This window comes from Sphingomonas sp. BK235, from assembly GCF_004345855.1.
Classification (GTDB): Bacteria; Pseudomonadota; Alphaproteobacteria; order Sphingomonadales; family Sphingomonadaceae; genus Sphingomonas.
In genome coordinates this window covers 450,222-462,718 of record NZ_SLXN01000003.1, presented here as the reverse complement: position 1 = coordinate 462,718, position 12,497 = coordinate 450,222, and the positions used below count along the sequence as shown (strand labels likewise).

Sequence of the window (12,497 nt, the reverse complement as noted above, 5' to 3'; positions counted from 1 at the left end):
CCTATAACATAGATCAAGCGCCCGGATCGTCCGGACGCTTGGTCGTCAACCGAATGATCTGCCTGAAGGCGACGCCGATCCCGAGGAACAGCATCACGATCAGTACCCAGGGCGTCGTGCCGAACCAGCGGTCGAGGAGCCAGCCGATCAGCGCCGAGCCGACGAGACTTCCGATAAGGGCGGCGAGCACGCGGTTGCCGAGCGCATAGCCCGCATCACCCCCGTCGCGCACAGCCCCCGTGCGAACCGCCTCGTCCCGGCGCGCCTGCCTCAACCGATCGTCGAGCGAAGTCAGGCGCGGGTCCGCCGCGTCGTGGAAATCCTGTCCGGGGCCGTTCTCCGCCACGCCGCCACCCTCGCCCTGAAGTTCGTTGACCAGGAGAGAATGCGCGCGAGCGGCGAGCAGCCCCGCCAAGGCGCCGTCCGGTTAGCCGGGGGGTCCGGGGGTGTCAACCTGTGTGGACGCGGGGTTAACGGAGGTTGCGCGACGCCCCGGCGCGATCGCGCGTCACACGCAGCGCGAATCGCGCTGCGGCGCGCCGGCGCCGCGCGTCTGCCAGCTGCCGTCGGGCGCCTTGTACTTCTCGCCCGGCTGGGTCTGCGCGATCAGGTTGCAGCCGCTGGTAAAGGCGAGCTGCTCCACCGTCGCGCCGCTCGCCTGCGCCTTCTGCGTATAGGCCGCCTTGCGCTGGATGTTGATGTTGCTCACCAGCGCGCGCAGCTCGGCGCTGCCGCCGCCGACCACGCCGAGATAGCCGTCGGGCTGCTCGCCGACCTGCCCGGCGGAACGCGCCGCGGCATAAGCGGGATCGCGCTGCGCCAGCGCGGCGGTGGAGAGGCCGGCGAGCGTCACCGCACCGGCGAGCATCAGATAGGCCTTCATCGTCATCACCTTCAGAAAATCCCCGGGTTCTGCTGGATCAAGGTCTTCGCCTCATTGTCGAGGCGATACACCACTTCCTGCGTCACGTTGATGTTGAGGTTGATCTGGATCGGCTTGTCGGGCGCGGAGATGTTCACGCACCCCGCGGTGGCCGCCACCAGCGTCGCCGTCGTCATCGCTGTCAAGATCGGGAGGCGCATCGGGTTCGTCAATCCTTCTTGGGTTCTGCCACGGGGGCGCTTGCGGGAGGCTGAACGGTGCCGGCGCGGCGATTCTGTTCCTCGATCAGCGCCTGGAGGTTGCGCTTCACCAGCCGCTGCGGGTCGTAGAAGCTCGCCGCCGAGTCGATGAGGCCGCGGAACGGCGCGCGGATGGTTATGTTAAAGCGGATCGGTAGCCGCGTCAGCCGCCGCAGCAGGAAGTTGCTCTTCGCCCCCTGCCCCTGCCGGATCCCGGCGAAGCGCACGCCCGTCACCATCTCGCCCGCCAGTGGCCCGTTCATCTCCACCGCCAGATCGCGATAGGTGAGCGAGCGCAGCGACTGGAACGCCAGATTGCCCCAGAAGCCGAGGTCCTTCTCGGTCAGCTCGCCGAGATAGGCGATGCTGCCGCCGCCCGCGCGCGCGACCAGCCGCCCGTCCGCGATCCGCCCGCCGCTCTCGTCGAACAGCATCGGCAGCACGCCGTCGAACGTGCCGGTCGCACTCAGATTCTTGAAGTCGAATTGCTGGAGGAACTTGCCCGCGTCCATGCCGTCGACGCGGAAGGTGAGCCGGCGCTCCTGCGGGTTGCCGAAATCGAGCAGGGTCGGCTCCAGCGTCAGCGTCCCGCCAGCGAAGGGCCAGCGCCCCTGCGCGACGCGGACACGCGTGTCCGGCAGCGTCTGATAGGTGATGCGCCCGTCGAGCACGGGCACGCCGGGGTTGATCGAGCGCACCGTCGCGACCTGGTCGGGCGCGCTTGCCAGCGCGAGCAGGTCGGTGAAGACGATCGTCCCCGCGATGCCCTCGACCGGGCCGAAGGCGGCGGCGAGATCGGTGCCCGGCGTGGTGAAGCGGCCGGTGCTGGTCACGCCGTCCGGGCTCCAGGCGATGTCGCCCGCGCCACTGACGGTGCCGCGCACGTCCGCGATCACGCCGAAGGTGAGCCGGGTGAGCTTCTCTGGCTGGAGCGTGTCGCCGAAGGTGATCCCCGGCACCGCGAGATGCGCGCTGCCCGTGCCGGCGGCGAGCCGGTGATCGATCGTGACGTCGGCCACCTTGGTGCCCGTCCCCGGCTCGTGGAGCGTGCCCGCGGCGGCGATGGCACCGTCGCGCAAGGTCAGCGTGACGTCGCGCGCGGCGAGCGGCTCGAAGCGCGCGGGCGTGGCCTGATCGGCGACGGTGAGCGCCCCGTCCAGCGCGAGCGCGCCGCCGTCGAACCGCCATCGTCCGTCCGCCGCGCTCATCACCAGCGGCACGTTGGCGATCGCGCCGCCCGCCCCGGCGAAGCGCCCCGTGACGCCGGCGCCGCCGAGCGTTCCGTCGAGACGCGCGGCGTCGATCCGGGTCACGCGTCCGGGCGGGCCGATCAGCGCGGCGACGTCGCTCAGCGCGAAGCCGCGGTCGGCGAGCCGCAGCCGTGCGTCGGCGGCGGTGAGCCGCAGCGGCGTCCCGCCCAGTGAGCCACGCAGCGCCACGTCCTCGATCCGCGCCCCACCGCTCACCCGCCCGTCCGCCACGCGGACCAGCGCGTTGTCGAGCGGGCAGAGCGTCAGCGCGGTACGATCGAGCGCCAGGCTCGACACGATGAGACGATCGAATCGCAGCGGCGCGCAGCCGGGCGCGAGCGTCAGCGCACCGCCGCGGCCGAGCCGCGCGTCGAGCGGCAGGCTGAGCCGCTCGACCCGACCGCCGGGCAACGGCCCCGACAGCGTCGCGCTGGTGCGGAGCCGAACGCCGTCGCTCGTGGGCGAGAAGGAGAGCGGGGTGAGGTCCAGCGTGGCGCCGTCGCGGGCGTAGCGCGCGATCGTCGCGGTGCCGCCGACCGCCGCGCCGGGCGCCGCCTGTGTCAGCCGCACCGCCGTCGCGGGCAGCCCTCCGCCGCCGAGCGTCAGCCGGCCGGCGAGTCGCGGCCCCGCGGGATGACCGAGCACGATCCCGCCCCCGTCGAGCGACGCGCGCGCGCCGGTCGCCGCGACGATCTCGGCGCGGTCGACCGTCAGGAGCGCCGTCGCGCCGCTCGCCAGCGCCATATCGGCGGTGACTCGCATCCGCCGCGCCGCGGCGTCGAGGTCGTGCGCGAGCGCGGCGCCGAGCGGGGCCAGCGGCGTGCTGACCGTCGCGTCGCGCACGATCCGCAGCCGCGCCCGCTGGCTCGGCGCGAGCGCCACCGCCGCGGCATCGAGCCGGCCGGCGACCGTCGCGCCGCGCGCGGCGAGCCGCCACGTGCCCTCGAAGCGGGTCGCGCCGCCGCTCGCCGCCGCCGCGCGCAGCCGCGCCGCGGTGAGGGCGAGCGTGCCGCCGCTGCGCCTCGCGTCGCCCGCGAAGCTGACCGTCCCACCCAGCCCGTCGAGCCGCCCCGCCGCCGCGGTCACCCCTTCCGCACGCAGCCGCGCACTGCCGCGCCAGCGATCGAGCGCGGGCGACAGCGCGGCGTCGAGCGTGACCGTTGGCGCGACCACCCGCGCGCCCGCGCAGTCGAGCGCCGTGGCGCGGACCGGTCCGATGAGCCGCGGCGCCTTCTCGACCACGCGCACCGACACGCCCGCGTCGAGCCCGCGCAGCGCGCAACCGCCCGCGTCGAGCAGCGGCGCGGCGGCGAGCAGACGACCGCTGAACCCGTCGTCGAGCAGGCCGCGCCCGCTCAGCCGCAGCGCCACCTTCCCCTGCGGCGTTGTCAGCGCGACCCGCGCGTCGGCGACGTCGAGGTCGATCGCGGGCAGCGCGAAGCCGCCGCCCGAGCCGGCGGGCAGCAGCCGGTCGATCGCGCCGAGCGACAGCTTACCGTCGGCCAGCCGCCCCGACAGGCGGACATGCCCCGCGCGCACGCCGACCAGCCGCGGGCCGAAAAGACCGAAGTCGGTCTCGGTCTCGACCCAGTCGGCGACGAGGTCGGGCGCGCGCGGGTCGCCGATCACCACGCCGGTGAGCCGCTGGCGGCCGAAGCCCAGGTCCTCGATGGCGTAGCGGCCGGCGACCCCGCGTCGCGCCAGCTCGCGATCGATCACGTGAGTCGCGATCGGCACGCGCGACAGCCACAGCGTCGCGCCCCCGGCGAGCGCCAGTCCCGAGACCGCGATCAGGGCGCGACGACGCGCGCTGGTCACCTCGGATCTCCGTCGCGCGTCATTCGATCGCCAGCATAGGCCGCCGCACCGGCCGGGCGCAATTGCGCACGATCGCGCGCTCGCCTAGGCGACCCGCGATGGTCGACGAAGAGATCGCCGCGAGCGACGTCCAGGGCCACCGCGGGCGGCTGCGCGCGCGGTTGCTCGCCGACCCCGACGGGCTGCACGACTATGAACTGGTCGAATATCTGCTCGGCCTCACGCTGCGACGGGTCGATACCAAACCGCTCGCCAAGGAGCTGCTGCGCACCTTCGGCGGGCTGGGCGGGTTGATGGACGCCGATCCGCTGGTGCTCGCGCGCGTGCCCGGCATGGGCGAGACCAGCGTGGCGGGGCTGCGCATCGCGCGTGCCACCGCGATCCGCCTGCTGCGCGAGCGCGCCACCGCCGCGCCGATCCTGTCGAACTGGCAGGCGCTGGCGGACTATCTCCATGCCGATATGGCGCACGACACCATCGAGAGGTTCCGCGTGCTCCATCTCAACACGCGCAACATGATCGTGCGCGACGAGGTGATGGCGCGCGGCACGATCGACCAGGCGGCGGTGCACGTGCGCGAGGTGATCAAGCGCGCGCTCGATACCGGCGCGGCGGCGCTGATCCTGGTCCACAACCATCCCTCGGGCGATCCCGCACCGAGCCGTGCCGACATCGACATCACGCGCGCGATCGTCGCCGCGGCGCGACCGCTGGGGATCGCGGTACACGATCACGTCATCGTCGGCGCCGCGGGGCAGACCAGCCTGCGCGCGCAGGGGCTGATCTGAGTCGCGGCGTCACGCCGCGGCCGCGGCCGGCGCCATTTGCCCCCCACGCCGCACGCTGCTACCCGCCCGCGCATCTTCCCGCCTCGCTCCAGGACCGCGCGCATGATCCCCCGCTATTCCCGCCCCGAGATGACCGCGATCTGGACGCCCGAGGCGCGCTACGCGATCTGGTTCGAGATCGAGGCGCATGCCACCGAGAAGCTGGCCGAACTCGGCGTCGTGCCGCAGAGCGCGGCGGACGCGCTCTGGGCGTGGTGGGCGACCAGGCCCGCGATCGACGTCGCCGCGATCGACGCGATCGAGGCGGTGACCAAGCACGACGTGATCGCCTTCCTCACCTGGGTGGCGGAGCAGGTCGGCGACGAAGCCCGCTTCATGCACCAGGGCATGACCTCGTCCGACGTGCTCGACACCACGCTGGCGGTGCAGCTCGCCCGCGCCGCCGACCTGCTGCTCGCCGATCTCGACCGGCTGCTGGAGGTGATCGAGCGCCGCGCGCGCGAGCATAAGCTGACGCCGACGATCGGGCGCAGCCACGGCATCCACGCCGAGCCGGTCACCTTCGGGCTCAAGCTGGCGCAGGCCTATGCCGAGTTCGACCGCTGCAAGACCCGGCTGATCGCGGCGCGCGCGGACATCGCCACCTGCGCGATCTCGGGCGCGGTCGGCACCTTCGCCAACGTCGACCCGCGCGTGGAGGAGCATGTCGCCGCCGCGCTCGGCCTCGCGGTCGAGCCGGTGTCGACCCAGGTGATACCGCGCGACCGGCACGCCATGTTCTTCGCGACGCTGGGCGTGATCGCGGGCTCGATCGAGCGAGTCGCCACCGAGGTGCGCCACCTCCAGCGCACCGAGGTGCTCGAGGCGGAGGAATATTTCTCGCCCGGCCAGAAGGGCTCGTCGGCGATGCCGCACAAGCGCAACCCGGTGCTGACCGAGAACCTCACCGGGCTGGCGCGGATGGTGCGCGGCTATGTCACGCCGGCGCTGGAGAATGTCGCGCTCTGGCACGAGCGCGACATCTCGCACTCGTCGGTGGAGCGCTACATCGGGCCGGACGCGACGATCACGCTCGACTTCGCGCTGGCGCGGCTGACCGGCGTGATCGACAAGCTGCTGGTCTATCCCGAGCGGATGCAGAAGAACCTCGACCGCATGGGCGGGCTGGTCCACTCGCAGCGCGTGCTGCTCGCGCTGACGCAGGCGGGGGTGAGCCGCGAGGACGCCTATCGGCTGGTGCAGCGCAACGCGATGCGCGTGTGGGAATCGGACGGCGCGCTGTCGCTCCAGGAGCTGCTCAAGGCGGATGGGGAGGTCACCGCGGCGCTGTCACCCGCCGAGATCGACGACAAATTCGACCTCGGCTATCACCTCAAGCACGTCGACACGATCTTCGCGCGGGTCTTCGGCGCGGCCTGACACCGGGCGGCACGGCGGATCGAGTCCACCGGGCCACCCCTGTTGCCGGTCGGGTCAGCGGAGATACGGCTCCTCCTCCTCCACCACGTCGACATAATCCTCCTCGGGCGCGTCGAGTTCGGCGGGCATGACGATCGTGCTCTGCGCGGAGAAGCGTCCCTCCACCTGCGCGCCATTGTCGACCGCCAGCGTGCCGTAGCGACAGTCGCCGAAGATCCGCGCGCTACGCTCGATCACCAGATTGTCCGCGGTGATGGTGCCCTCGACCTGCCCCGCGATGCGCGCCGCCTTGGCGACGATGTTGCCGCGGATCACGCTCTCCGCCCCCTGCACCAGCGTCGCGCAGGTGAGATCGCCGTCGATCCGGCCATCGATATGGATGTCGACGGTGGCGCTGAGATTGCCGGTGACCGCCACGTCGCCGCCGATCAGCGAGAAGGGCGTGTGTTTGGCCCCGGTCGCTGGCGGCGGCACCAGGACGGGCGGCCGCGCGGGCGGAGGCGGCGGGGGCGAGTGGCGGCTGCCGAACATCGACATGATCATTTTCCTCTGGTGTCGCCGAAGGTGAGAAAGGGCTGCGGATCGACCGCGGTGCCGTGCAACCGCACCTCGAAATGGACGTGGGTGCCGGTCGACCGCCCGGTCGATCCCATCCGCGCGACCGTCTGCCCGCGCTCGACATGCTGGCCCAGCGTCACCTCGGCGGCGGACAGATGGCCGTAGCGCGAGGCGATGCCGTTGCCGTGATCGATCTCGACGAGCCGGCCATAGCCGCTGCGCTCGCCGACGAAGCTGACGCGTCCCGCCGCGGCGGCGAAGATCGGCTCGCCGTAGCGACCGCGGAAGTCGAGCCCGGCATGGAAGGTCGGGCGCCCGCTGAACGGATCGCTGCGCACGCCGAAGCCGCTGGTGCGGCTCGACTCGCGCGTCGGACGACCCGAGGGCACCGTCGCGGCGCCATCGCCCACCGCGGTCCAATGCGCCACCGCCGCGGCGAGCCGCTCCAGCGCCGCGGGCGCGGCGGTGCCGTCGTCGGGCCAGGGGATCAGCGGCCCGCCCTGCGCGCGTCGGCCGCGCGCGGCCAGCGCCTCGGCATCGAGCCCGAGCCGGCGCAGCGCGGCGCCGCGCCGCGCGCGATCCGCGTCGAACGCCTGCGCCAGCCCGCGCGCGAGCGCCTGCTGCCCGGCATCGAGCGCGCCCAACGTGTCGTCATCCGCCGCGACCGGTCGGCCGAGCGACGGACGCGCCACCGGCTGCCCCAGCCGCGAGGTGACGAGCTGCTCGATCAGCCGCTGGCGCCGCAGCAGCTCGCGAATCATCGCGGTGTGCGCCGGGCTCGCCGCCGGTGCAGCGCGTGGTGTGGGCGCGTGTCCGGGCGGCGGCAGCGGCGCGGCGGCGAGGACCGGCGTGGCGGGCATGACTCGCGACGGCAGGGGGTCCGACGAACGCAGGCTCACCACGATCGCGGTGAGCGTGCCCCCCGCCCAGACCAGCAGCACCAGCGCGCCCGCCGCCACCGCGCGCAGCTGGGTGCGGCGTGACACGCGGATGAAGCGGACCCGCCCGTCGCTGCGGAGGAACAGCTCGCGGTCCACGAAGGTCTGGCGCGACCAGGCCGCCACCGCCTGCCACGAGCTATTCCTCGACAATGATCCGCCGCCCGCCGTTGTCACCGCATCGGCGAGTAACAACACGGCACCACCAGCGGCAATGCCGCGGGCGATGATCTCCCCAAAACGGGCCAGCACCGCGCCGACAGCTTGCATGACGGCGAAGCGATCTTGATGATCAGGAGCGCTGATCTGCGCCTGCATTGGTCGGATCGATCGATATAGTTGACGGACCACACACTCTTTTCTCGCGCCGAGGAACGCGCGACTATGGCGCGATGGGTACGATTCTCGGGGCCGTCCTCGCGGGCGGACGATCGCAGCGCTTCGGCAGCGACAAGGCGCTCGCGCGTCTCGCGGGCAGCGCCCTGCTCGACCACGCGGTGGCGAGCCTGGCCCCCTTCGTCGCGACGGTGGTGGTGGTGGGCCGCGCCGACGCGCCGGTGGCGACGATCCCCGATCTGCCGCGCGCCGGGCTCGGGCCGCTGGGCGGCATCGCGGGCGCGCTCGCCTATGCCGCGGCGGCGGGACATGACGCGGTGCTGACGACCGCGTGTGACACCCCCTTCCTGCCGCCCGACCTCGTCGCGGCGCTCCGCGCGGCGGGTGCGGCGCATGCCGCCGAGGCACCGACGGTGGGCTATTGGCCGACGCGGCTCGCGCCCGTCCTGCTCGCGCACCTCGACTCGGATGGACCGCGCGCGATCCGGCACTGGGCGGCGGGTGCGGGCGTGGTCGCGCTCTGCCCAGGCCTGGTGCTCGCCAACGTCAACACGCCCGACGACCTCCGCCGGCTCGCCGCGGCGCGCGCCTAGCAGCGCTACCGCGCCGCGGGTGCGCCGACCTCGTCGACCTGCTCGCGCGCCTCGACCTGGTTGATCAGCGTCAGCACGTTGACGATCAGGACGCGCATCGCCGCGCGCGCCGCCTCGGCGTCTCCCGCGAGGATCGCGTCACGCACCGCCGTATGTTCCGCGATGCTCGCCGACCGGCCCGAGATACGGTTGGTGAAGCGGATCGAGGTGCGCAGCGCGGTGGTGACGATGTCGCGCAACCGCGTGAAGAAAGGATTGTTCGAGGCGCGCAGCACCGCGACGTGAAAGGCGATGTCCGCGTCGAGCGTGTCGTCCTCGCCGCGCTCGGCGGCGCGCATCCGCTCGAGCCCCGCGCTGATCGCGGCCTGCTGCTCGGGCGTCGCGCGCTGTGCCGCCAGCGCCGCGCCCTCGGGCTCCATCGCGATGCGCAACTCGTTGAACTGGCGCAGCAGATCGATCGACAGCTTGCGCTCGAGCAGCCAGCGCAGCACGTCGGGATCGAACAGGTTCCACGCGTCCTGCGGGCGGACGAACGTTCCCTGCTTGGGCCGCGCGCCGAGCAGGCCCTTGGCGGCGAGCATCTTCACCGCCTCGCGCGTGACCGAGCGGCTCACGCCATGCGCCTTGACGATCTCCGCCTCGTTGGGAAAAGGGCGGTCGGTATAGTCGCCCACGACGATCGCGCGCCCGAGCACGTCCTGCAGGCCGTAGGTCAGGTTGCGGCCGAGTTCATGCTGCACGGGGAACCTCGTCATCGATGGGGCGGACGTGAGACGCGTCCGAGACGACAGTCCTAGCCCGCCCCGCGTTCATCGAGAAGATTAATCCGTCATCCGACTTGCTCAGAAACGGAACCGCAGCCCGAGCGAATAGACCCGCTCCAAATACCGCGTCTGGAAGCGATAGCTGTCACCCGCCGCATTGTACGAGCGATAGGTCTTGATCGGCTGGGCCAGCATGTTGAGCATGTCGAACACCACGGTGACGTTCTTGGTCGGGGTGACCGACGCGGTGAAGTCGAGCGTGCCGAGCGAATCCTGGTACAATGGCGAGAGAAAGCCCTGGATGTCCTGATACTCGACCACGAAGTCCGAGCGCCAATTGTACGCCAGCCGCGCCGCGAACACCGGCTTCTCGTAGAAGGCGACGAGATTATAGGCGTGTTTGGACAGGCCGGGCACCGGACGCAGGCCGGGCAGCCGCTCGCGCAGGTCGGGCGACAATTCCGTCTTGCCGTCGAGATACGTGTAATTGGCCTGCACCCCGAAGCCCTTGGCCCAATCGGGCAGCGACGCGATGTCGAGGAAGCTGGTGAAGGACGCCTCGATCCCCTGGATCCGCCCGTCGCCGCCGTTGACCGGCAGGTTGGTCCGCACGTCGGGCGCGCCCGGGTTCACCTGATCGACCGTCGTGCGGAAGATGAAGTTGCTGGTGTCGCGGCGGAACGCGCCAAGCGTCACCGAGCCGGTCGAGGAGAAATAATATTCGAGCGACGCGTCGTAATTGTTCGATCGCAGCGGCTTCAGATTGGGATTGCCGCCGTTGACGTCCTGGATGCAGTTCGGATTGTCCGGGCCGGAATCGGGGATCGTCGGGGTCGGCACGCACACGCCCGGGAAGGGCGAGAAGGTACGCGACGGGTTGAGCTGATCGAAGCCCGGACGCGTGCGCGTCTGGGTGAAGGCGAGCCGGAGCTGGAGCTGGTCGGTAAAGCCCAGCCGTGCGCTCGCATTGGGCAGGTAATCGACATATTCGTTCTGGCGCGACACCGGCGTGAACACGTCGGAGCCGGTCGAGCTGTCGCGCGAGTTGCCGTTGACGGTGGTGCGCGTGCGGATCACGCGCAGGCCGACCGTGCCGTCGATCGGGAAGCCGACGTCGACCGCATATTTGGCCTGCGCATAGGTGGCCAGCGCGGTCTCGTTCGCGCTGAACGCCTCCAGCTCGTTGAACGGCGGCGTGCCGGTGGGGAAACCGGCGATCGAGCGCAGCGCGTCGACATTGTCGAACACGCTGTTCCACGTCGCGCCGGGGAACACCGTCTGGCGCTGGAGGTCGTCGTAGCGGAAGCCGCGGCGGATCGGCGCGAGCTGCACCGGCAGATCGGCGTAGAGGATGCCGCGCTCCTCCAGCGCCTGGTAGCGCTGGCCGTTCTGGCGGCTGGCGTCGCGATCGTTGTAGCGCAGGCCGAACTGCAGCCGCGGCAGCCAGCTCAGCCCGGTCTCCCACTCGGCGTCGACGCGGCCCTGCACGTCGCTCCCCTCGGCGCGGTAATTGCGGTCGAACAGACCGCGGAAGACGTAATTGGCCGGGTTGGCGGGATCGAAGTCGAGGAACTCGAAGACACCCCCGCCCTGGCCGCGGTCGACGTCGAAATCGACTCGACGTGCGGGCGACGAGGCGAAGGCATAGTCGATGTTGGCGTTGCGCTCGGTGTAGGTGCTGTCGGTGTAGGCGACATCGGCGGTCAGCTTGAACCGCTCGCCCTTCCAATTGACCCCGCCCGCGATCTGATAGGTGTCGGTGCGCGCGTCGTTGAACGCGTCATAGCCGTCGGGGCGGGTCGCGCCGGTGACGGTGAAGCTCTTGGCCGAGCCATTGTCGCGCAACACCACGTCGCTGTAGACGCTGTTGCCGAAGGTCGGCGCGAACAGCCAATGGTTGCGGTCGCGCGCGCGATAGCCCTGGAACAGTCCGTCGACATAGACCTGGAGCTCGGGCGTCGCCTGCCACTGGAACGCGGCGTTGACCGAGGGGCGCCAGCGGTCGCCGCTGCCGTAGAAGATCCCCTGCCCGTTCGGCCGGACGAAGCCGCCCGGGGTGGATTCGTCGGTGAACCGGTCGTTCTCGCGCGTCGCGTCGAGGAAGTTGATGTTGGTCATCGACGCGTTGAGCAACAGCCCCATCTCGCCGATGCCGGTGTCGAACCGGTCGCTGATGAGCAGGCTGCCGTTCCAGTCGGGCTGCGAGCTCTGCTCATACACCAGTCCGTTGATCGCGCCGGACAGCTCGAAGCCGTCGAAATCGAACGGCCGCCGCGAGCGGACGTTGACCTGGCCGCCGATCCCGCCCTCGATCAGATCCGCGGTCGACGATTTGTAGACCTCGAGCGCGGCGACCCCGCCCGCGGGGAAGTCCTGCACCGCGACGAAGCGATTCTCCGCGGTGAAGATCTCGCGGCCGTTGTAGGTGGTGGAAATGTCGGTGAGGCCGCGGATCTGCACCTGTGCCGCCTCGCCCGCCCCGCGATTGACCTGCACGCCGGTGACCCGCGCCAGCGCCGCGGAGGCGGTGACGTCGGGCAGCTTGCCGATGTCCTCGGCGACGATCGCGTCCACCACCTGATCGGCGTTGCGCTTGATCGCCTGCGCGCTGGCGACGCTGCGGCGCAGGCCGGTGACGACGATATCCTCGCCCGCCGAGGGATCGGCGCCGGCGACCTGCTCCTGCGGCGCCTGGGCCGGGGGGGCGGCCGGCGCGCTCTCCTGTGCGAGCGCCGGCTGCGCCAGCGCCAGCGCACTCGCCACCACGGACGCCGACTGGAGCATCCCCACCTTCACTCGCATCTCTCTCTCCCTGTCGCGCCCTTACTCCGGCGCGGGCGCCGTCCTTATGCCCGCGCGGACTTGCGGGCAACCCTTTGATATTATTATACGCCTTTTCACCGGCCGGGCC

The 12,497-nt window shown here is 71.4% G+C and carries 11 protein-coding genes; 3 read left to right on the top strand and 8 right to left on the bottom strand.

Annotated elements, in window-relative coordinates; all coding sequences use genetic code 11:
- Positions 1-13: 13 nt before the first annotated feature.
- From EV292_RS11170 to EV292_RS11155, 4 genes are all read right to left on the bottom strand, one after another.
- A complete protein-coding gene (locus EV292_RS11170; RefSeq protein ID WP_132909436.1) occupies positions 14-346 on the bottom strand; it encodes an AtpZ/AtpI family protein in 333 nt (110 codons plus the stop codon).
- Positions 347-508: 162 nt separating this feature from the next.
- Positions 509-883 (bottom strand): YdbL family protein, encoded by a 375-nt coding sequence (locus tag EV292_RS11165; RefSeq protein ID WP_243693718.1) that lies wholly within the window; start codon positions 881-883, stop codon positions 509-511.
- Between the two features lie 11 nt (positions 884-894).
- A complete protein-coding gene (locus EV292_RS11160) occupies positions 895-1,083 on the bottom strand; it encodes a YnbE family lipoprotein (protein ID WP_132909268.1) in 189 nt (62 codons plus the stop codon).
- 8 nt (positions 1,084-1,091) lie between these two features.
- Positions 1,092-4,190, bottom strand: coding sequence for a YdbH domain-containing protein (locus tag EV292_RS11155; RefSeq protein ID WP_243693717.1), 3,099 nt, complete (start codon positions 4,188-4,190; stop codon positions 1,092-1,094).
- A gap of 98 nt (positions 4,191-4,288) precedes the next feature.
- Between EV292_RS11155 and radC the strand changes: the two genes are divergently transcribed.
- Together radC and purB are read left to right on the top strand one after the other, a co-directional pair.
- Positions 4,289-4,978, top strand: a complete 690-nt coding sequence (gene radC / locus EV292_RS11150) for a DNA repair protein RadC (protein WP_132909267.1) — start codon at positions 4,289-4,291, stop codon at positions 4,976-4,978.
- Between the two features lie 102 nt (positions 4,979-5,080).
- Positions 5,081-6,397: an adenylosuccinate lyase gene (purB, locus tag EV292_RS11145; RefSeq protein WP_132909266.1), complete on the top strand. Its 1,317-nt coding sequence runs from the start codon at positions 5,081-5,083 to the stop codon at positions 6,395-6,397.
- Between the two features lie 54 nt (positions 6,398-6,451).
- Here purB and EV292_RS11140 read toward each other — a convergent pair whose 3' ends face one another.
- Positions 6,452-6,934, bottom strand: a complete 483-nt coding sequence (locus tag EV292_RS11140; protein WP_243693716.1) for a polymer-forming cytoskeletal protein — start codon at positions 6,932-6,934, stop codon at positions 6,452-6,454.
- A gap of 2 nt (positions 6,935-6,936) precedes the next feature.
- Positions 6,937-8,046, bottom strand: a complete 1,110-nt coding sequence (locus EV292_RS11135) for a M23 family metallopeptidase (RefSeq protein WP_132909265.1) — start codon at positions 8,044-8,046, stop codon at positions 6,937-6,939.
- A gap of 239 nt (positions 8,047-8,285) precedes the next feature.
- Here EV292_RS11135 and EV292_RS11130 point away from each other — a divergent pair, with 239 nt between their 5' ends.
- Positions 8,286-8,822, top strand: a complete 537-nt coding sequence (locus tag EV292_RS11130; protein ID WP_132909264.1) for a molybdenum cofactor guanylyltransferase — start codon at positions 8,286-8,288, stop codon at positions 8,820-8,822.
- A gap of 5 nt (positions 8,823-8,827) precedes the next feature.
- Here the strand turns inward: EV292_RS11130 and EV292_RS11125 are convergent, their stop codons facing one another.
- The gene (locus EV292_RS11125) at positions 8,828-9,577 is read right to left on the bottom strand and encodes a FadR/GntR family transcriptional regulator (protein WP_132909263.1); all 750 of its coding nucleotides are present in this window, start codon (positions 9,575-9,577) and stop codon (positions 8,828-8,830) included.
- Between the two features lie 87 nt (positions 9,578-9,664).
- On the bottom strand, positions 9,665-12,388 hold the full coding sequence (locus EV292_RS11120; RefSeq protein WP_132909262.1) for a TonB-dependent receptor: 2,724 nt from the start codon (positions 12,386-12,388) through the stop codon (positions 9,665-9,667).
- Positions 12,389-12,497 lie beyond the last annotated feature (109 nt).